The 20,403-nt window shown below is 39.6% G+C and carries 19 protein-coding genes and 1 pseudogene; 4 read left to right on the top strand and 16 right to left on the bottom strand.

All coding sequences use genetic code 11. The features are described 5' to 3' along the window. Window positions 1-480, bottom strand: a complete 480-nt coding sequence (locus TY15_RS17635; RefSeq protein ID WP_040207368.1) for a GyrI-like domain-containing protein — start codon at window positions 478-480, stop codon at window positions 1-3. A 107-nt stretch (window positions 481-587) separates the two neighbouring features. Here TY15_RS17635 and TY15_RS17630 point away from each other — a divergent pair, with 107 nt between their 5' ends. Continuing rightward, window positions 588-1,550 (top strand): helix-turn-helix transcriptional regulator, encoded by a 963-nt coding sequence (locus TY15_RS17630; protein WP_040207367.1) that lies wholly within the window; start codon window positions 588-590, stop codon window positions 1,548-1,550. A 189-nt stretch (window positions 1,551-1,739) separates the two neighbouring features. On the opposite strand, the gene TY15_RS17625 is transcribed toward TY15_RS17630, so the two are convergent. From TY15_RS17625 to TY15_RS17560, 15 genes are all read right to left on the bottom strand, one after another. Then, window positions 1,740-3,272 carry a DHA2 family efflux MFS transporter permease subunit gene (locus TY15_RS17625; RefSeq protein WP_040207366.1) on the bottom strand — a complete coding sequence of 511 codons (1,533 nt, stop codon included), beginning with the start codon at window positions 3,270-3,272 and terminating at the stop codon, window positions 1,740-1,742. Window positions 3,273-3,487: 215 nt separating this feature from the next. Next, entirely contained in the window at window positions 3,488-5,824 is a 2,337-nt protein-coding gene (helD, locus tag TY15_RS17620; RefSeq protein WP_040207365.1) for an RNA polymerase recycling motor HelD, read from the bottom strand. Window positions 5,825-6,096: 272 nt separating this feature from the next. Then, window positions 6,097-6,603, bottom strand: coding sequence for a DoxX family protein (locus TY15_RS17615; RefSeq protein WP_040207363.1), 507 nt, complete (start codon window positions 6,601-6,603; stop codon window positions 6,097-6,099). 197 nt (window positions 6,604-6,800) lie between these two features. Continuing rightward, window positions 6,801-7,640 (bottom strand): YitT family protein, encoded by an 840-nt coding sequence (locus TY15_RS17610; RefSeq protein ID WP_040207362.1) that lies wholly within the window; start codon window positions 7,638-7,640, stop codon window positions 6,801-6,803. 193 nt (window positions 7,641-7,833) lie between these two features. Beyond that, the gene (locus tag TY15_RS17605) at window positions 7,834-8,286 is read right to left on the bottom strand and encodes a hypothetical protein (protein WP_040207360.1); all 453 of its coding nucleotides are present in this window, start codon (window positions 8,284-8,286) and stop codon (window positions 7,834-7,836) included. Between the two features lie 142 nt (window positions 8,287-8,428). Further along, window positions 8,429-8,569, bottom strand: coding sequence for a DeoR family transcriptional regulator (locus tag TY15_RS25380; RefSeq protein ID WP_081799446.1), 141 nt, complete (start codon window positions 8,567-8,569; stop codon window positions 8,429-8,431). 95 nt (window positions 8,570-8,664) lie between these two features. After that, a complete protein-coding gene (locus tag TY15_RS17600; protein WP_040207359.1) occupies window positions 8,665-10,323 on the bottom strand; it encodes a glycerol-3-phosphate dehydrogenase/oxidase in 1,659 nt (552 codons plus the stop codon). Window positions 10,324-10,492: 169 nt separating this feature from the next. Beyond that, entirely contained in the window at window positions 10,493-11,983 is a 1,491-nt protein-coding gene (gene glpK, locus TY15_RS17595; protein WP_040207357.1) for a glycerol kinase GlpK, read from the bottom strand. Between the two features lie 60 nt (window positions 11,984-12,043). Next, window positions 12,044-12,610 carry a glycerol-3-phosphate responsive antiterminator gene (locus tag TY15_RS17590; protein WP_040207355.1) on the bottom strand — a complete coding sequence of 189 codons (567 nt, stop codon included), beginning with the start codon at window positions 12,608-12,610 and terminating at the stop codon, window positions 12,044-12,046. A gap of 403 nt (window positions 12,611-13,013) precedes the next feature. After that, on the bottom strand, window positions 13,014-14,345 hold the full coding sequence (gene fucP / locus TY15_RS17585; RefSeq protein ID WP_040207354.1) for an L-fucose:H+ symporter permease: 1,332 nt from the start codon (window positions 14,343-14,345) through the stop codon (window positions 13,014-13,016). Between the two features lie 19 nt (window positions 14,346-14,364). Then, window positions 14,365-15,288 carry a ribokinase gene (rbsK, locus tag TY15_RS17580; protein WP_040207353.1) on the bottom strand — a complete coding sequence of 308 codons (924 nt, stop codon included), beginning with the start codon at window positions 15,286-15,288 and terminating at the stop codon, window positions 14,365-14,367. 16 nt (window positions 15,289-15,304) lie between these two features. Continuing rightward, window positions 15,305-15,916: a KpsF/GutQ family sugar-phosphate isomerase gene (locus TY15_RS17575; protein ID WP_040207351.1), complete on the bottom strand. Its 612-nt coding sequence runs from the start codon at window positions 15,914-15,916 to the stop codon at window positions 15,305-15,307. Between the two features lie 231 nt (window positions 15,917-16,147). After that, a complete protein-coding gene (locus TY15_RS17570) occupies window positions 16,148-17,161 on the bottom strand; it encodes a LacI family DNA-binding transcriptional regulator (RefSeq protein WP_052353826.1) in 1,014 nt (337 codons plus the stop codon). 32 nt (window positions 17,162-17,193) lie between these two features. Beyond that, window positions 17,194-17,604, bottom strand: coding sequence for an RbsD/FucU family protein (locus tag TY15_RS17565; RefSeq protein ID WP_040207349.1), 411 nt, complete (start codon window positions 17,602-17,604; stop codon window positions 17,194-17,196). 437 nt (window positions 17,605-18,041) lie between these two features. Further along, on the bottom strand, window positions 18,042-18,482 hold the full coding sequence (locus TY15_RS17560) for an SRPBCC family protein (RefSeq protein WP_040207348.1): 441 nt from the start codon (window positions 18,480-18,482) through the stop codon (window positions 18,042-18,044). A 252-nt stretch (window positions 18,483-18,734) separates the two neighbouring features. Between TY15_RS17560 and TY15_RS17555 the strand changes: the two genes are divergently transcribed. The 3 genes and pseudogenes from TY15_RS17555 to TY15_RS17545 all read left to right on the top strand — a co-directional run. After that, window positions 18,735-19,103, top strand: coding sequence for a GntR family transcriptional regulator (locus TY15_RS17555; RefSeq protein WP_040207347.1), 369 nt, complete (start codon window positions 18,735-18,737; stop codon window positions 19,101-19,103). Further along, the gene (locus TY15_RS17550) at window positions 19,103-19,996 is read left to right on the top strand and encodes an ABC transporter ATP-binding protein (protein WP_040207346.1); all 894 of its coding nucleotides are present in this window, start codon (window positions 19,103-19,105) and stop codon (window positions 19,994-19,996) included. Before TY15_RS17555 ends, TY15_RS17550 begins: the two co-directional genes overlap by 1 nt. Then, a pseudogene (locus tag TY15_RS17545) lies at window positions 19,996-20,403 on the top strand (hypothetical protein); the annotation flags it as partial. The gene TY15_RS17550 and the pseudogene TY15_RS17545, both read left to right, overlap by 1 nt.

Genomic DNA, 20,403 nt, shown 5'->3' with positions numbered 1-20,403 from the left:
TTATTTCCTAACAACCGGAATCCACATTTCACCAAACACTAAGCCGTTTCGCTGCCCCATCTCAACCGATGCATTTGGCCCGCCCACATAGGCAAAATCCTTTGCTTCCGGCAAGACTTGGCCAAAGGCCATACCCGTGAGCATATTACTCAATGCTTCAGACGTCTCCGCTTCCCCACTCACAACCAGGTATTCTCCTTGAGGAAATTGAATTACTCGCGATGCTTCCGGTAATGATGCCTCCGTCATGACGCCAGCATAATGCATCATCTTATTATTCACTGCTTCATTCACGACAAAAACATAATCATTTGTGGCTACGGCTTTTAACTTATCAAGCCGTCCATCTTGTTTGACGGCCGACCAAAAATCTGCCTTTTCCTTGTTTATGCCAGCATAGTCTGTGTAGTCACTCGTAAGCTCCGTTCCAATACCTAAAACGGTAAAGCTGTCTTTTTCTTCTAAAGTAAAATTTGTCATAGTCAAACCATCCTCTTTTTTTATTTACCAAATGATTTGTCTTTTCACTTGATAAGTTTATAATAGTCTTTAATCATGTCAAAAAGTGATACTGTTTAGGAGTCCCGATGAAAAAAGTTGAACGGATTAATATTATCATGCGCTATATCAACAACCGCGCCCACTTTACCATTTCTGAAATCATGCGAGAATTTAACATCTCTCGTTCGACTGCTATTAGAGATATCAGAGAAATTGAAGCCATGGGGATGCCACTTGTCGCTGAAGTTGGCAGAGATGGGGGTTATTTTGTCATGCAAAACTCTGTCTTGCCCGTTGTTCGCTTTACCGATAATGAGGTCAAAGCGCTATTTATTGCCTTTATGGCCACAAGAAATCAGCAGCTCCCCTATCTGAAAAGCCGTCAGTCTTTAGCGGAAAAATTACTTGGCCTCATCTCAGAGAATCAGCAAGAGACCCTCGTTCTGTTAAATCAGCTCTTGCTTTTTGAAGGGACGAACCCAAATAATCCCGACCTGCTTGAACTTTCAGACCTTCCCCATCCCATGTTAGAAAAACTCATCCAAATCCTTCTATTGGATCGCTATTTATGGATTACCATCCAAGAAGAGAAGGCAATCAAGTCATATCCCATTTATCTCCTGCACCTTTATCGCGAAAAAAGCCTTTGGCTGATTGAGGGCTTTGACTTGCAGGAAGAAAAGAAGCAGATTTTTCCTGTCGACCATCTCACCCATGTCGAACCCTGCCCGACAGAAAAACGAGTAAGTAAGAAAAAGCTTTTAGAAAAATTAAGGAAGCAGGGAGAAGCAATCAATCTTGTCCTTGAACTTGGTCCAAAAGCAATTGCCCAGTTCAAAAAATACCATCCATTAAAAGTGTCCATTTCCTATACGAATCCATACCAGTCCACCGCCATTCTAAAGACTTTTATCCATGTTCATAAGTCCGAAGAATTGACCGAAATAATAAATTGGCTCCTTTTCCTAGGTGGAGATATCAAGGTCAGGGAAATGCCAGCAGAAGTCTTAGCAGGTTTACAAGAGAGAGTAAGCTTCTACTGCCCATAAGCATCATCTTTTCCTGATAAAACAAAAACCCGACTAACGTTAATCAAGGACTAACGTTAATCGGAAACCTTCCTTTACAGGGCAGTGCCAGCCAAGCTGTCACTGCCTCTATACAGGTACCATATCCCATTTGTAAAAATCTATGCGAAAATGGAGCTCAGGGAATTAGCACAGATTTTCAGCACCTGATCACTCTGTAGCCGTCTTTACAACAACTTTTTCACCTGTCATACCTTCATTTTCATGCTGTGGTTTGGGCCTTTTAATAAAGAGAGCAAGGATAAGTGCGATCACCGCAATCAAGGTAGAGATGAAAAAGGTAAAATTGATCCCATGTAACATCGCTTGATTCATGATTTCCTGTTTCATTTGCGCGGCATCCTGCGCAGACGGCTGCGCTCCACTTGCACCCATTTTTGCCATTGCGTCAGCAGCAAGTTCCTCAGCCTTCGCTTGCGTTCTGTTGTTCATAACGGTAATCAACAAGGCCGTTCCGATCGCACCTGACACCTGCTGTAGCGTATTGTTCATAGCAGTTCCGTGCGGGTTATTTTTCGCTGGTAACTGATTCAACCCATTTGTCATGACAGGCATCATGACCATGGACATTCCAAACATCCGGAAGGTATACAGGATGACTAAGGTAGAATAAGCCGTATCCATCGCAATTTTACTAAAGAAATAGGAGGTGGCAACGGTAATGGCCAAACCAATCACAGCTAACGTTCTTGCCCCGTACTTATCAAAAAGTTTCCCCGTGATCGGTGACATAATCCCCATTACAATCGCGCCCGGGAGCATCAACAATCCTGAATCCATCGGTGAAATGCCACGAAGGGTTTGAACATAGATGGGCATCAAGATCATCGCTGAAAACATGGCGATAGAAATAACGATAGAAATAGCGGATGACAAGGCGAACATCGGATATTTGTAGATACGAAACTCAAGCATTGGCTCATCCATCCGAAGCTGACGAAGGATAAAAGTAAGTAACGCAATCGCCCCAATAATAATCGTACCGTACACTAACGGGCTATCCCATCCTTTATCTCCCGCAGAACTAAAACCATACAGCAATCCACCAAAACCGACACTAGATAAAAGGAGGGAAATGAAATCAAGCTTGATATCACGTTGTGGTGTTACATTTTTCAACTTAAAGATAGAAATGATCAAGGTTAACACGGCAATCGGAAGAACGATATCAAATAACATTCTCCAGCTGTAATGCTCAATCAGCCATCCTGAAAGAGTCGGTCCAATCGCTGGCGCTGTAATCATAACCAGACCAAACGTCCCCATGGCCGCCCCTCGTTTTTCCACAGGAAAAGCAGTAAGCATGACATTCATTAATAATGGCATCATTATCGCTGATCCAGAGGCTTGAATCATCCGAGCCGCTAGTAGCACACTAAAGGCCGGGGCCACACTTGCTAGAAAGGTCCCGATCGTAAATAACGACATGGCCGTAATAAATAACTTTTTATCCGTGAAACGCTGAATGAAAAACGCGCTCGCTGGAATTAAGATTCCGTTAATGAGCATATAACCCGTTGAGAGCCATTGCACAGCAGTTGCGTTCACTTCGAATTCCTTCATGATCGAAGGAAGTGCAACATTTAGTAATGTTTCATTCAAAATGGCCACAAAGGCCCCAATAAATAAAATAGCAATCATGCCAAATGGCGATTTATTTTTAACAGATGTGTTTTCCGACATGTAGAATAGCCTACTTTCCATAATAATTATATTAGTTAAATTCCTTATCTATTTTTTCTCGACATTTCTTTGATATTCGTACTTACGGTAGAAAGTTTTGCATTTCGCTTTTTAAATGAAAAACGCAGAAAACATCTAAGCTACGAATAATTTTCAGCAGAGTCGCTTTATGGCTTAAGAGGTCAAAGCCCCTTTATCTTTAAAACTCAGCTACGTCAAGCTTGAATGAAGCCTTCCTGCAAGCTGTTTCGCAAGAATGGGGTCGGTTCCCCTACACTGTAAAGCTGCAAAACATGCATCGCTCTGGTGCAGGCGGTGTAGAAAACTCTGCGCAGGCTCTCATCGCCGTATACTTGCTCCGACGCGTCATAAATGATGACAGCATCGAATTCGATGCCTTTGGCTAAATACGATGGAATGACCACAACTCCTTGTTCATATTCAAGCTCGCCACTCTTCAAGAGCTTCAGATCTTCGATGCTGGACAAGGCTTCGTAGGCAATCCTACTTTCCTCAGCTGATTTGCATATGATGGCAATACTATGATACTGAAGACTTCTTAATGCCGCGACTTTGGATACAATGCAGCGGTGCAGTTCTGTCTGATCGTCCAATTGCGTCAGCACTGGTCGCTCGCCGTCGCGTTCGAAAGGAATAATCCCTTCGCCGTTCGGCATTAGTCTCCGTGTAAATTCGATAATCGGTTTTGTCGAGCGGTAGCTGCGTGCCATGTTGATCACTTCCGTTTCACCCTGACCATATAAACTCATAAGTGTGTGAAAATCATCCATTTCATTGGCATGGGCGAATATCGCCTGATTAAAGTCACCTAGCACTGTCATTCTCGCTGCAGGAAACAAACGCTTAAGGAACTCGAATTGAAACGGTGAATAATCCTGGGCCTCGTCAACAAGTACGTGCTTGATCGCGCCATTCGTATGAAAGCCTTGAATCAGCTCTTTCATAAGTAAGAATGGAGTAGCATCTTCGTAAGATAGTTTACCTTCCTCCAGCATTTCCAGCGTCGCTTGACAAATCTCTGAGAACGAAGCGGGTGTTTCCCCCTCCATCCACTGTTTAATCTTGAGTGGATCAGCAAAAAGCTGCTTGTATATCCCGTTTATGTCGACAAAACGAAACGCCCGAATTCGTTTTCGCAACGGCTTCAATTTCTGGTGAACAATTAATCGGGCAAGTGCTTCTGGCTCCATCTCATAGTCGGCAATCTCTTCTCTTGCAAAGCCTCGTTTTTTCGCTAAGTAGGCATGTGCCTGATGGTACTCCTCATTGCTCAGCAGCTCGATTTCCTCCTGTACCCACGGCTTTGTCCGTTCGATCTTTTCAGCTTCTTTTATTTGCTTAATGAGCCAATCCTTCAACTTTTCAAGCCTGTTATGGAAGCGGTCGGAGGGTTCGCTGCTATAAAACCTGTCTGCCATTTGCCCCGCGGTCACAATCGGCCTTCCTCTAAAAACGATGTCCTTGAATACCATTCCAGATAGCTCCAGCGACTTCCTGTATGAATGGAGCGCCTCAAAAAAGCGGACAGATGCCTTGAATCGGATGCTTGCAACCCTTGATTGGTACGAAGGGGTATTCGCTGCCGTTAACACATATTCCAATTGCTCGTAAGGGTGTTCAACCTGAAACTCCTTACTGAGCCGATGGTCCAAGTATTCCTGAAAGGTGACCTGCTGCATATTTTCTTCGCCAAGTTCCGGGAGCACATTGGACACGTAACTGTTAAACATGGAATTTGGCGAAAAGAGAATAATTTGATCCGCATTCAGACTATCCCGATGTTTGTAGAGCAAATAAGCAATCCGCTGTAGGGCGGCAGATGTCTTCCCACTGCCCGCTGCACCGTGTACAATCAGCAGCCGCCCGCGATCATGACGGATGATCCGGTTTTGCTCCTGTTGAATGGTCGCTACGATACTGTGCATATGCTTGTCGGTCCCTTTACCCAGAACCTGCTGTAAAATCTCGTCGCCAATGGTGAGACTCGTATCGAACATAGATTGAAGAACGCCGCCGCGAATCAGATATTGCCACTTTTTCTCCAATTCCCCTTCGATTACGCCCCCAGGTGTTACATAATTAGCCGGACCGGGCTGGTAATCGTAGTAAACACTCGAGATCGGCGCCCTCCAGTCATAGATAAGGAAATGATCGCCACTTTCATCGGTAAGCGAGGAGATTCCAATATAGACTTGTTCCTGCGTTGAATCCCCTTCTTCGATAAAATCAATCCGGCCGAAGTAGGGATTCTCTTGCATACGGCGCATAGTGGACAATCGCTTGGAGGCGTGTCTATGGGAGCTTTGGCTTACGGATAAAGCTTGAGTTTCCTGTCTTAAGCCGATGATCGTTTCAAGAAAATCATCAAAAGTATCAGTATTCACCTTAATTTCATCCCAAAAGTGTTTGCGGATATGGACCACTTCGTTCTTGCGCCGAGTAGTTTCTTCCTCCAATCTGCTGATTTGCTCCGCAATGACCTCCATTACACTGTCCACTCGTTTTTGCTCCTGCTGATACGCTGATTTCATCGCAAACACTCCTTAAAAAATTGAATTTAGGGGTTGACTTTAGAAGATGTTATGTTGTATACTTATAGTAGGGATAATATACAAAAATATTATCAGGTGATGTACACCTATATAAATTTACCACAAGATCTTATTTATTTCAATAGGTTATTTTAAATATGTAAACGATTTTTATATTTACTAAAATAAAGAACCCCATTCAAGTAAGAATGGGGTTCTTTATTAGTTACTATTTAATCCTATCAGAGAGTGTGCTCTCGTAAGTGACGATCTTAAGCAGCGGCTTTTCCATTGTGATGTTGTTTCGCTCCAATGAATTTGCGAACATATGGCATGGCATAATAATCTAAACCAAACTTACCGGCATTCGCTCCTGCCACGATGACGAAGATCGCTAAAAGAATCATTTGTCCGTTTGTGCTGACAGTACCACTGAATAAGAAAGAGAAGTTCATGACCATACCCATTAGTGTGGCAAAGTTTGTTAATAAGCCAAGAATTAACGCAATCCCAACTAATACTTCACCCCATTGGACTAAGAAAGAGAACAGCTCTGCATTTGGAAGTGCAATATGTTCAAGGAATGCTGCCCACCAGCCTTGAACGGCTGGGTGCTCGCCTGTGCTATTCGCAATCGCGCCCTTCAAGAATCCACTTGCATCAAATCCACCGCCTGTTAATTTTTCATAACCAGCATGAATAAATTGGTATCCAATATAAATCCGAATCACAGCTAGAATTCCGGCAGCAATTTTGTTGTTTCTTAAAAAGTTTAACATCTTACCCCATCTCCCTTTAATTATATAAAATAAGTTTTGTTAACTTCATCAAGATCTTGTTTGTTTCTTACTACACTTATATCTTAGCACCTTTTTTACCTTAAAAAAGGTGCCTGTGACTTTATTCACACTATTGCAACAAAGTCTTGACGGCATTGTGAACATGACCATGGGGACGGTTCTCCTAGCTCTAAGCACTAGGCTTTCGAAATATCGATAAATCCCTCTCCAAACACATCACGAACATCATGTATCGCGATGAAAGCACTCGGATCCGTTGATTGAACAATTCGTTTCAACTTTAAAACTTCCTGTTTACTAATCACAATATAAAGAATTTCCTTTGGGGTTTTGGTGTAATAACCATGACCCGAGTAGACGGTTACCCCTCTATCCATGGATGTCGTCACCTGTTTGGCAATGTCATTCGGTTTATCAGAAATAATCGTAATGGCCTTCTTCGGATTCAAACCTTCAATCACAAATTCCATCACTTTCGTTCCTACATACAGCATAATAATCGTTAGCATCAGCTTTTCCGCACCAATGATAAAATAAGAGGAAACCGCAACGATTAAATCAAAGAACAATAAACCATAGCTAATACTCCAGCCTAAAAACTTATGTGTGATCCTTGCTAGAATAGTAGTACCCGCGGTTGTTCCGCCAACCCGAATAATTAAGCCAATTCCAATCCCGATAATGATGCCGCCAAAAATGGCATTCACCATCAATTCATCAGAATCAATCGTCCAGCCTTCTGTAAGATGCAGAAAAAGCGAATTAAAAACGACGGCAATAATCGTATAAATCGTTGTGACCTTATTCAAAAATTTATAACCGACAAGTAACAAAAAGGTATTTAAAATCAAGTTGACTAAACCTGGTGACCACCCAAATAAATAGTAGGTAATAATGGTGATCCCGGTTACCCCGCCTTCTCCAAACTCGTTCGGAATTACAAATAAATTAACACCTAACGCAAAAAGAAAGGCACCAATAATGATAAAAATGATGTCTTTGGTTGTTTTTTTCATACACTACCTCACTGCTCATATTCACAAACTCTCATCATTATATCGCGGAACATTTACATCGTACAATAGGCATTGAATATGACGTTGAATGAAGGAAATACTAGAGGGAAAAATAGGTCAAAATTCACATCTTAATTATTTCAATTGAAAAGGAAAAAGAAGCAGGAGAACCCTCCCTGCTTCTTTTACTTTACTAATCTATTACTATTTCATATTGATTCAAAGATACCTGGCTTCCCTCATGTTCAACCTTGAAAATGATTTCATAATTTCCAGGATCCACTTCACCAAAGTACTTAAAACGGACTGTGTCTAATGTAATGAGAGAATCATTGGGAAGAGTAAAGAGCTGCTCACCTAAAATTCGTTCATATCCATTATCTTTTCCTCTTAAACTTACGGTCAATTGACAGTTTTCAAATGATCGTTGGTAATCATTAATCACCCACGGAGAAAAGGCAACAAAATCATCCCCGCCGCCAAACTGTTGTTTCACAGACCAATGATCTCCTCTAAAATCGCCACCTGCTAAAATTGGCTGATAGGCTTGCTGAAGGGTAAAGTATCCCTTTTTAGGAACACGTTTGTGACTTACAACCGACCAAGTAATCGCCGGCCATGCATCCATAAACATAAATTGGAACATCGATCCCACCTTCGTAAATCGCGATTTACGAAAAGACTCAATTCCTGTTTTTAATAGTTTCGCTTGGTAGCCTTGGGATAGAAGAAGAAGGTATGGTCGAGCTTTTACACGGGGGGCCTTGTTAGTGGGGGAACCTGGATTTTCAGAAAAAGAACATTCTTCTCAAATCTCTTCGAACTGTCATTTCAGAGACATTTAATAAAGAACTTAAATTAGCGATGGAATCTGATCTATTATCAGAAAGTCTTTTTAAAATGAACTCTTTTCTCTGAATTGGTAACATTTTATATTACGCCCTCACTTCCAATAACAATATATAACATTTGTTAACATATTATAACACATATTCTGAGAATGTTATAAGATTTTTCAGTTTATTTAACAATCCATAGGAATGACAGCAGCTTGTAATGCTCCCTCTACAGATACTCCATACTTGTTTTTCTCTTGCTCCGACCAATTGAACCTGTCTGCCAAATAAGCTACAACTTGATTTTTCAAATTTTTAACCGTTTCAATATCAAATAAAATGGCTCCTGTTCGACGGTTGAAGAAGTCAATGGGGGTAGCAATCATTTCCTGTTCAATCGCATAGAGTAACTTTGCAAATAACACTAATGGCAGCTGATATTTTTGGGCATCCGCCATATTAACCTTCAACAATTCAAACACTTTATCACTATTAGATCCATATATCTTCACTAATTGTTCCGCTGCATCTGTTGAAAGGCCTATTGCCACACCATTCATGACTTTTTTAGTAATAAACGCATGAAATTGTTTTGAACCTCCGACGTTTCCTCCGGAAATGGGGAGATACTTCGTTTGGCAGGATTTAAACCTTCTCCCCTCTTCTGATTTTAATTTCGTAGCCAATAAATTAGCCACCATTTCAGCCATTTTTCTGTAGCCAGTTAATTTACCACCAGCAATGGTGATTAACCCTGAACTCGACTCCCAAATCTCATCTTTTCTAGAAATTTCCGATGCGTTCTTTCCATCCTCGTAAATAAGCGGTCGAACACCTGCCCAGCTCGATTCAACATCTTTTTCATTTATATTTACTTCAGGGAACATATAATGAATAGCATTTAAGATATAATTACGATCACTCACAGTCATAGAAGGGTTTACGGCATCTTCTTTATAGAAGGTATCAGTTGTTCCAATATAGGCCTTTCCGTCACGAGGGATAGCAAACACCATCCTGCCGTCAGGTGTATCAAAATAGATGGCTTGTTTCAATGGAAAACGGGATTGGTCAATCACTAAGTGGACCCCTTTTGAAAGCTGTAAGAACTTACCTCTTTTTGAATGATCCATTTCACGAATTTGGTCAACCCATGGGCCGGCAGCATTGACAATCTTTTTGGCGTATATTTCATACAGCTCTCCTGATAATTGGTCTTGGGCCAAGACACCAATAACCTTGCCATTTTCATAAAGAAGCTTCGATACTTTTGTATAATTACAAGCAATAGCCCCTTTTTCCACCGCCGCCTTCATCACCTCAATGGTCAGTCTTGCATCGTCTGTACGGTATTCAACATAATAACCACCACCCTGTAAACCTGCTTTTTTAATAAGGGGCTCTTTTGCTAATGTTGATTGTGAGGAAAGCATTTTTCGCCGTTCCGACTTTTTAACACCAGCTAAGAAATCGTATACGCGAAGACCAATAGATGTGCTAAATTGACCAAATGTTCCACCCTTATGAATAGGTAATAACATCCATTCAGGCGTTGTCACATGTGGTCCATTTTCGTAAACAATAGCCCTCTCCTTTCCAACCTCTGCAACCATTTTAACTTCAAATTGTTTAAGATATCTGAGTCCTCCATGAACTAATTTCGTTGACCTGCTAGAAGTTCCAGCTGCAAAGTCCTGCATTTCAACAAGGGCTGTCGTCATTCCTCTCGTTTGGGCATCAAGGGCGACCCCTGCTCCTGTAATTCCTCCGCCTATCACTAACACATCAAAAACTTCAGATTTAAATTTGTTCACAAACTCATGACGATTTAGGTTTGAAAATTGCATATTTACTCCTCCTGATTGTAAAGAATGATTGATTTTTCAAGGAAAACAAAAAGCGACCACAAAATGCACTATCAAAAATGATAATGTTTTTGTGGTCTCTCCGTTTTCTCCTGCCAATTATTAACTTATGTTAACCATAACACAAAAGTAAGAAAATTGAAAATGATTCTTATTTGAAAGCCATTGTTGCATTCACTGCTTTTTTCCACCCATTATATAATTTATTTCGCCTTTCATCTGACATCTTCGGTGAAAACTTGCGGTCAACTGCCCATTGCTTGGCAATTACCTCTCGACTTTCCCAGAAACCAACAGCCAGTCCTGCTAAATAGGCTGCACCTAATGCGGTCGTTTCATTAACAACAGGTCTTTCTACTGGAACGTCCAAAATATCACTTTGAAACTCCATTAGAAAATTATTTTTAACAGCCCCGCCATCGACACGAAGAGTTTTAAGTTCAACCCCAGAATCAGCTTCCATGGCGGATAAAACATCTTTTGTTTGATATGCAAGTGACTCTAAGGTAGCCCGTACAAAATGTTCCTTTGTGGTGCCGCGAGTTAAACCAAAAACAGCCCCTTGAACATCACTATCCCAATATGGTGCACCTAAACCAACAAAAGCTGGAACTACATAGACGCCATCTGTGGAATCGACCTTTGTTGCATACCCCTCACTTTCATTAGCATTCTTAAACATTCTTAAACCATCACGAAGCCATTGAATAGCAGAACCGGCCACAAAAATACTTCCCTCAAGTGCATATTCCACTTTTCCATTCAATCCCCATGCAAGGGTCGTTAATAATCCATGCTCGGAGCGAACAGCTTTCTCTCCAGTATTCATTAACATAAAACAGCCAGTACCATACGTATTTTTGGCCATCCCTTCATCAAAGCATGCTTGCCCAAATAAAGCCGCCTGCTGGTCACCCGCAACCCCTGCAATCGGTACTGCCTTACCAAAGAAATGGTAATCTACAGTAGTTGCATAGACTTCAGATGAAGGTTTAACTTCAGGGAGCATTGATTTTGGAACACCTAAAATATCTAATAATTCATCATCCCACTTTAAGTCGTAAATGTTGAACATTAAGGTTCTAGAAGCATTAGAGTAATCTGTTACATGTGCACGGCCCCCCGATAACTTCCAAATTAACCAAGTATCAATCGTACCAAATAATAATTTTCCTTGTTCCACTTTTTCACGCGCACCTGGCACATTGTCGAGGATCCATTTTACCTTTGTTCCAGAAAAGTAAGCATCTATTAAAAGTCCTGTTTTATCTCGAAAAAGGTTATGATAACCTTTTTCCTTCAACACTTCACAAATTTCATTTGATTGTCTTGATTGCCAAACAATGGCATTATAAACTGGATGTCCTGTTTCTTTATCCCAGACTACAGTTGTTTCACGCTGGTTTGTAATCCCAATACCTGCAATTTGTTCGGGTTTAATTTCGGATTCTGATAAAACTTCGGCAATAACCGAAAGAATAGAACCCCAAATTTCATTCGCATTGTGTTCCACCCATCCTGGCTTTGGAAAGTATTGGGTGAATTCCCTTTGAGCCGTGTGGACAATTCCCCCACTTTTATTAAAAATAATGGCTCGCGAACTAGTTGTTCCCTGATCTAGAGATAAAATATATTTTTCCATTTTACTTTCCTCCAGCTAATAATATGTATAGTATTGTTCGGGTCCAACCACATTTATTTTTTATAATGTTGGTTTAAATGTGGTCGAAAAGGCCTCCCATAACTCACGTTTTGAAGTAGTGATGGCTGCAGCCCCTGCTAACAATGCCGCATTTACCTCTTCAGAACTTCTTATTAACCCCCCGGCCAAGATAGGCGTCCCAACTCTCTCCTTTACTTCCTTAATAATCCAAGGCATGGCACCAGGAAGGACCTCGATGTAATCCGGCTGAGTCTTCTCTATTAATTTATAGCTTTTTTCGAGTGCGTGACTATCGATTAGGAACATTCTTTGTACTGCGATTACGCCTTTTTGCTTTGCCTTTTGGATCACACTAGATTTAGTTGAAATTAAACCATAAGGCTTGAATTCTTGACAAATATACTCTGTCGCATATTCATCGTTTTTAATACCGTGAATGAGGTCAACATGGTAAATCATTTTCTTGCCCTTTTCTTTCGCCATCATATGAATGTGTCTTAACTGAGCGATATGCATATCTAAAAAGACTCCCATTTCGTAAGGGCTTTCCAAAAAAGATTCAAATTCTTTCATGTTTGACGAAGCAGGTAAGATTTTCTGTTCCATTTATTCGTATCCCCCCCATTACACAATCTTTAACGGCCATGATAGGTAGTTCGTTACAAATTGGAAAAGTCCTTCTTAAAAAACCATAGGGACGGTTCTCCCGGCCTTTTTTAGAAATACAACTCCTCCTCATCTAGCTGGAAAGAAAATTGTCATAAACCAGGTAGGAAATAATTCGACTATAACCGAATTTCTCACAAAATCAGATAGGTTTCCCTTTAACAGACAAAATCCTACAAATCTCCCAACCCTTCAACACTACACAAACGTTTGATTAGAAGAGGATTAATACGCGCTAATCCTGGGTTTAGCCCCCAATATGCGTAAAAAGGGTGTCGAAGTGATAAGGTGAGCCAAGAGAACCGTCCCCCTGGTATCTATGCATTAAACAGCTTTAGCTGAATTAAGCAATCTTTGATTCTTTTTTCACATAGGTTACGGCTGCTGCTTTATGTTCTTTATAGAAATAAAATGCAAGATATAAGAAGAAGATCATCGGTGCGATAAATGATAATTGTAAAGAACCGACCCAATCAGAGAAAAACCCTTGAATAACCGGTCCAACTGCTCCGCCTAAGATAGCCATAACGACAACTCCACCAGCAGTTTCACGATATTTATCTTCAACCGTTTCCAACGTTCTTCCATAAATGGTTGGCCAGCATGGTCCGAATAGAACGCTTACAAAGATAGCACCATAAATGGCTGTCATATTTGGAACTAGTGCTACGTATGCCAATACCAATACACCAATGATACTATACAGTGATAATACGAACGTTGGCTTAAATTTAGTCATTAAAATATTCGCAATTAGTCGACCTACAAAAAAGGCAATAAAGCTAAAAATCATAAAGTTCGAAGCAAAACGTTCATTAATATTTGGGTTTAAATCCAAAGCTAAACGAATCGTAAAGGACCAAACAGTTGTTTGTAATGCCATATAAATAAATTGAGCCAAAATTCCTTTTTTGAATGAAGTATTTTTAGATAAATATTTTAATGTTTCTCCAAGACCAACCTTTTTCTTGTTATCTTTAAGAACTTCTGGTTTGGCCTTTGGAAATTTCACAATTAGAAACATAACGAGTACAACTAATAGAATAACCAAAATGACTTTATAAGGAACCAATGTGCGTTGTAGCATTTCTAAGCTATAGGCATCTGCTTCTGCTGGAGTCATAGTGGCAAGCTGGGATTTCATGCTGTCACCATTTGTAAAAACAAAATATTTACCAAGCATGATCCCGGTAATGTTACCAATTGGATTAAATAACTGAGCCAAATTGATCCGTCTTGTTGCCGTTGCTTTTGGTCCTAGCATGGTTGTATACGTGTTCGCCGATGTTTCTAAAAAACTAAGGCCAATGGCAATTCCAAAAATGGCAGCTAGAAACATTCCGTAGGTTGCCAAGTGTGATGCCGGAAAAAATATCGAACATCCGATAATGTAAAAAAGTAATCCAATAATAATGGCGATCTGATAGCTTGTTTTTTTAATAATCGTTGCCGCTGGGATCGCGATTAGGAAATATCCCCCATAAAATGCACTTTGTACAAATGCCGTTGCCGTATCACTTAAATCAAATACGGCTTTAAATTGCGTAATTAAAACATCGTTTAAACTTGACGCTGCCCCCCAAAGTGGAAATAGCAATGTGACCAACACGAACGGTAAAATCGGCACACGACTTAAATACCCATCTGAGAATTGAGTAATTTTTTTGTTGTTCATGATTTATCCCTTCTTTTCATCATTTTTGTGAAACGAGCATCAGTTCATTTACATCGTCCATCTTCGGTAATGAGGGTTGTGCACCAAGCTTCGTAACGGTTAGTGCAGATGCTGCGACAGCTAGATTCAGAGATTGGCCAATGCTCATATGATTCGATAATCCGTATGCAAAGCTTCCGATAAAGGAATCACCTGCTGCCGTCGTATCTACCGCTTTTACTGTGTAGGCTTTCACGAATTTCATTTCAGTGTTATTTTTAAACATAACGCCTTTACTTCCCAACGTAATGATCACATTCTTATATCCTTGCACTAATAAAGCTTCCGCTGCCTGTTCTGCTGTTTCAAGGCTGTTTACTTCTATATTGGTCAATAAACTTGCTTCTGTTTCATTGGGAACGAAATAATCCACTTTATCCATATAGTTTGGATCAATCGGTTGTGCAGGTGCTGGATTAAGAATAATCGTTTTCCCATGTTTATTTGCAAGTTCAATAGATTTATAGACCGTTGCCATTGGAACTTCTAATTGTAAAACGACAATATCAGAATCGATAATAACGTTTTCAAAAGTTTCAATATCTCTTTCCGTTAGGTTTAAATTTGCTCCTGGAACAACAATAATTCGATTATTCCCGTTACGATCAATCACAACATTGCCAACACCCGTACTTGCCCCTGAGTCAAATAAAATGGAATCGTGATTAATATTTTCAGCTTGTAATGCATCAATATGTTCTCTACCAAAGTCATCTTCCCCAAGCTTTCCGATCATCGTCACATCTCCGCCTAATCTTGCAGCGGCAACGGCTTGGTTTGCTCCCTTTCCACCGGTGAATCGATTAAAGGTAGTTCCAATGATCGTCTCACCTTCTACCGGAACCTTTGGCGTCTGGACTACTAAATCTGTCATAAAGCTACCGATAACTACTATTTTTTTCATCTGTCCCATTCCCCTTTTACAATACTTTAATGGATCCTGCTTCTAGTAATTGTTTTCCCAAGCTTCCACCGGGATGGAATAAACCGAAATTTTCCTTTTGAAACCCTTTCATTTGCGATAAAGTGATGGCCAATGCATCACCAACTACTAATGCTGCCGTTGAGCTATTTGTTGGTGCTAGGTTTAGTGGATCCGCTTCCCCAGCCACTTGAACTTCAAGTGCAATTTCACTAGCTTTAGCTAAAGTAGAATCATTGTTTCCTGTAATAGATATCATGCTCGCGCCAATCATCTTAATGGAGGGAAGAGTATCTAGTACCTCTTTTGTCTCCCCACTATTCGAAATAGCCATAACGATATCATCTTTTTCAATCATGCCTAAATCCCCATGTACTGCCTCAGTAGCATGAACAAAGAATGCAGGTGTTCCAGTACTTGCAAATGAAGCTGCAATCTTCTTCCCAATATGACCTGATTTCCCAACACCTAAAAAAATGACTTTCCCGCTACAATGAAATAACTTCTCAACCGCTTGCACATAAGCATCATCAATCCTGCTTTTCACTTCTAATAGGGAATTAATTTCCGATTCCATTACTTTATTCAACATCCCTGTAATATTCATCATCATTCTCCTCTTGTAGTATTTGTAGTAATCGATTACTATATCTATAAAAATATAGTAAAACATTCATATTTCGTAACAGATGAGTAAAAAATTGTATCCCTTAACCTTGATAAAATCTACTATTATATGTAGCAAATGGCAACTTGATAGTAATCGATTACTATCAAGGGAAAAATTTATCGGCTGCTCCGATTCACAACAGCCGTTGGAATATTTTTCATAAATCATCATTTAATTCCATTCCTTTACCGAATTCCCTTCGATAAAAGTACTTTCTACGATGATGCTTTTCAATTTCTGCTTATTTTTTAGCTGCGCCAATAAGAGTTCAGCCACTTTTCTTCCCATAAAGCGAGTATCCTGCTCAATGCACGTAATTCTTGTAGTAAATAACTCTTGGTTTTCCATTGCACCAAAAGAAACGATCGAGATATCCTCTGGGATGTTTATATTTTCCTCGTTTAACGCTAGTATGGTTCCTTTTGTCATTAAGTTATTACAGCTTACTAATGCAGTAGGTAAATCCTTATTGCTTTTTAAAAAGCGTGATAGCTCTTCATATGCTTGTTTTTCATCAAAATCCCCATTAAAAATCCACGTTTCATCAACCACTAAGCCGTAATTTGCCATTGCCATCTTAAAGCCTTCAAGTCTTTCTTTCCCAGTACTCGTATTAAGTTTACCGGTCAAAACAGCAATTTTCTCATGCCCCTTATTAATTAGGTATTCGGTAAGGTTATACGCCTCTTTAAAGTTACTAGTTCCAACAAATGGTATAGACAGATCATTTGTTTTTCTATCCACCAGAACAATTGGTACCTGTTGCTCTATCAGTCCTGTTAAGTTTGATTTTCCACTATCACTAGGAGCTATAACAATGCCATCGATATGCTTGCTTAATAGGAGACGAATAATAGTTGCTTCTTTTTCAAGTGACTCGTCCGTGCTACAGGTAATTAAGTTATACCCTTCCTCAAAAAGAAAGTCATCAATTTCCTTTGCAATACTGACATAATAGGGATTTTTTATATCTGCCACAATAATTGCAACCAAATTTGATTTTCTGGATCTTAAATTTTTTGCTACCAAGTTCGGCTCATAATTTAATTCTTCTATTGCTTTCAGTACTTTTTTCTTTGTCTCGATATTTACAGGATAGTTATCATTAAGTACCCTAGAAACGGTCGCAGTTGATACACCAGTATATTTAGCAATATCTTTCATTGTGACATTCTTTAAATCCACCCAAAATCACCTTATTCCAATCAACAAGATTTCTATCTCACTCCAACCGTGAGCATGATATTTGCAAAAGTACGGGTTTCACCTGTATTCACACCAAGAATAATATTTTTCTCTTGAGCTGCTTGATAAAAATCATAACGACCTAACTTTTGCAATTCATTCATATCAAGTATATCAAGAAATTCTTTAAAAATCTCCGGTTCTTCTCCATTTTCCGGATCCATTACTTCTGCTTTTTCAAAATTCATCGCACTGTTTAACGACTTTAGAACATCCGTTACAGTGGGTAAGTCTGGAGTTAACCCAAGAAAAACCTTTGTTGTATTTTCATTTGTACAGGAATTTAGAGGGTAATTCCCATCCGCTATTAATATTTTATCTCCATGTCCGCACAAAGCAACTACTTCTAATATTTTTGGATGGATACAATTGATTGTTAACATGATATGATTCCTCCTCTACCATAATAAATCTTGTATATAGTAATCGTTTTCTATTTCATAGTAAAACGTTTTCAGACGATTGTCAACCCATCTTTCTGTAAAAATATGTGAAGTGACAGTAATCGTTTTCCCCTAAATATAATTAAGATTAACAGAGTGACTAAGAGGTGGGGCAAGAATTCTGATTGAAAAGGAGGTGAGCTGACAACCATCATCATAACGGTAAAACTTCTGAATTACCTTATGCACCGTAAAATTCTAATAGAAACAACAACTAGCGGCAAGTTTGTTGCTGCAAAAGGGGCTAGAGTGATTGAACGCAATGTAACGAAAAGAGACCGGATTCATCTTGAAGCCGGCCTCTTCTTATAAAGAAATTTCTGGACAAACCCGCTAATAAGAAAATATCGGTCACTTCAGAGAAGAAATCTCCAAGCCTAGGAGAATACTGCAATTTTACGTGCGATAGATTCTGTTAAACGAGAAGCTACTTTTGGAACAGCCCATTTAATAACGGGTGTTAATACCGCACCCGAAAACCCACCTGCATGGACGTTCACCGTACAAGTCATGACGGTTTTACCACTAACATCTTCTGCAGTAAAGTGGCCGCTTCCTGTAAAATTATCTGATAAACCTTTTAGTTCAAACTTAATAGTTGAAGGCTCATTCCATTCGGTAATGTCTACCTGTGCTTGTATGGTTTTTTTCATACTTTTCACACTACCCTCAAATGTCCAAATAGATTGTTTGTCATTTATGATTTCATGTTCTTTATAGGCTGGTACTGACGTTGCCCATTTTTCAAGATCACTGACATAATCCCAAACTTGTTGTACCTCTACTGGGATTTCTACTGTATGTGATCCCGTTGCCATAATAATCCCCACTTTCACTATGTATAATTTGTTAATTACATTTCACTTAATAATTATTACATAAAAAGTATAAACTTACATCGGTAATTATTCCTCACTTCCCTTTTTCCAATCCTCTACAATCTGCCCCAAGGCTGGAAGATTGATCTTATGGAAATCAACTATTTTCCTTTTTGGGATTGACAATCCTACTTGCTTTGTTATATGGTTAATTGCATAAGTAACTAACCAACATGGCGGTGAAGATAAAAGATGAAACAGTTAATCGATGATGGGCGTCCCATTTTTGTACAAATTGCGGAACGCATTGAAGATGACATTATTGAAGGCGTGCTATTGGAGGAAGCACAAGTTCCTTCAACAAATCAGTTTGCAGCATTTTACAAAATCAATCCTGCTACAGCCGCAAAAGGGGTAAATTTGTTGGTCGACGAAGGTATTTTATATAAAAAGCGGGGGATCGGGATGTTTGTAGCGAGTGGGGCACGAGTAAAAGCAATGGAAAAACGAAAAGAGTTATTTTTTGAGCAATATGTCGTCACAATGATTCAGGAAGCAGAAAAACTGGGGATTACTACTGATCAATTGACCGAAATGATTCGGAGAGGGGAGAAAAGATAATGAAAAATGTGATTGAAATTTCTCAGCTAGAAAAGGCATACGGGACATTTAAAGCTGTTCAAAATGTTAGCCTCTCCATTGAGGAAAATAAAATATATGGTCTGCTTGGAAGGAATGGAGCAGGGAAAACAACGCTTATGAATATGATCACTGCACAAATCTTTCCGACCTCGGGTGTTTTGAAAGTATACGGTGAGGATCCTTATGAAAATGCAAAAGTGCTTAACCAAATCTGTTTTATTAAAGAGGGGCAAAAATACCCCGATCATTTTCGTGTGATAGATGTATTAGAGGTTTCAAATGAACTATTTCCGAATTGGGACGATGCATTTTCCCGTTCATTAATAAAAGACTTTAATTTACCGTTGAAAAGAAAAATAAAGAAGCTCTCCCGTGGAATGCTTTCCACAGTTGGGATCATCATCGGGCTTGCTAGTCGAGCACCGCTTACTATTTTCGATGAGCCTTATTTAGGTCTTGATGCTGTTGCACGCGGACTATTTTACGACAGATTGATGGAAGATTACGCTGAGCACCCACGGACCATTATTCTTTCCACTCATTTAATTGATGAAGTAAGTAAATTACTTGAACATATTTTAGTTATTAATGACGGACAGCTCTTCATTGATCAAGATGCGGATTCATTAAGAGGAATGGCGTATACAGTTACAGGCAATGCGCAAAAAGTAGAAGCCTTTCTTGCCGGAAAAGAAACGGTACATCGTGAGCCGTTTGGTGGATTACTCTCAGCTACTGTTCTACAAAGCAACAATCATTTAGAACGACAACAAGCAGCAGCAAATGGTTTAGACGTCACCTCTGTTTCATTGCAACAACTAATCGTTCACTTAACAACTAAAAAATCTGATCAAAAAGGAGAGAGCGTATAATGAAAAGTGTCTTAAAAATGCACACAAGAGATAAATGGATATGGTTGTATATTCCTTTTATTATTCTCTTCTCTAGCTTTTTTGTTAATTATATCGTTAGCTTCATCCTTACAGATACAGAGGTTTATACAGGCGGAGCCTCCTCGATATTTATCTATCTATTCGTGTTAGGCATATTAGTCATGGCCCAAACCTTTCCCTATGCACTTGGCATGTCCGTTAGAAGAATCGATTATTTTATGGGAACGTCATTGATGGGTCTAACTTCTAGCTTTGTGATGGGGATTGTCCTATATATACTTGCACAAATTGAAGTGTACACAGCTGGGTGGGGAAGTAAATTACACTTTTTCCACTTACCTTATTTGAATGATGGAACATTCTTAGAACAAATCATAATCTATACC

The sequence above is a fragment of the Neobacillus jeddahensis genome, from assembly GCF_000612625.1.
GTDB classification, from domain to species: Bacteria; Bacillota; Bacilli; order Bacillales; family Cytobacillaceae; genus Neobacillus; species Neobacillus jeddahensis.
This window is presented reverse-complemented; position numbering and strand designations above follow the sequence as displayed.

Coding starts and splice junctions, on each gene's coding strand:
- TY15_RS17605 (WP_040207360.1), bottom strand. CDS start 8,286: ATGTTCCAATTTATGTTTATGGATGCATGGCCGGCGATTACTTGGTCG.
- TY15_RS17565 (WP_040207349.1), bottom strand. CDS start 17,604: ATGTTAACAATCAATTGTATCCATCCAAAAATATTAGAAGTAGTTGCT.
- TY15_RS17625 (WP_040207366.1), bottom strand. CDS start 3,272: ATGTCGGAAAACACATCTGTTAAAAATAAATCGCCATTTGGCATGATT.
- fucP (WP_040207354.1), bottom strand. CDS start 14,345: ATGAACAACAAAAAAATTACTCAATTCTCAGATGGGTATTTAAGTCGT.
- TY15_RS17630 (WP_040207367.1), top strand. CDS start 588: ATGAAAAAAGTTGAACGGATTAATATTATCATGCGCTATATCAACAAC.
- TY15_RS17600 (WP_040207359.1), bottom strand. CDS start 10,323: ATGCAATTTTCAAACCTAAATCGTCATGAGTTTGTGAACAAATTTAAA.
- TY15_RS17575 (WP_040207351.1), bottom strand. CDS start 15,916: ATGATGAATATTACAGGGATGTTGAATAAAGTAATGGAATCGGAAATT.
- TY15_RS17560 (WP_040207348.1), bottom strand. CDS start 18,482: ATGGCAACGGGATCACATACAGTAGAAATCCCAGTAGAGGTACAACAA.
- TY15_RS17615 (WP_040207363.1), bottom strand. CDS start 6,603: ATGTTAAACTTTTTAAGAAACAACAAAATTGCTGCCGGAATTCTAGCT.
- TY15_RS17555 (WP_040207347.1), top strand. CDS start 18,735: ATGAAACAGTTAATCGATGATGGGCGTCCCATTTTTGTACAAATTGCG.
- glpK (WP_040207357.1), bottom strand. CDS start 11,983: ATGGAAAAATATATTTTATCTCTAGATCAGGGAACAACTAGTTCGCGA.
- TY15_RS17590 (WP_040207355.1), bottom strand. CDS start 12,610: ATGGAACAGAAAATCTTACCTGCTTCGTCAAACATGAAAGAATTTGAA.
- rbsK (WP_040207353.1), bottom strand. CDS start 15,288: ATGAAAAAAATAGTAGTTATCGGTAGCTTTATGACAGATTTAGTAGTC.
- TY15_RS17550 (WP_040207346.1), top strand. CDS start 19,103: ATGAAAAATGTGATTGAAATTTCTCAGCTAGAAAAGGCATACGGGACA.
- TY15_RS17635 (WP_040207368.1), bottom strand. CDS start 480: ATGACAAATTTTACTTTAGAAGAAAAAGACAGCTTTACCGTTTTAGGT.
- TY15_RS17610 (WP_040207362.1), bottom strand. CDS start 7,640: ATGAAAAAAACAACCAAAGACATCATTTTTATCATTATTGGTGCCTTT.
- helD (WP_040207365.1), bottom strand. CDS start 5,824: ATGAAATCAGCGTATCAGCAGGAGCAAAAACGAGTGGACAGTGTAATG.
- TY15_RS25380 (WP_081799446.1), bottom strand. CDS start 8,569: ATGTTACCAATTCAGAGAAAAGAGTTCATTTTAAAAAGACTTTCTGAT.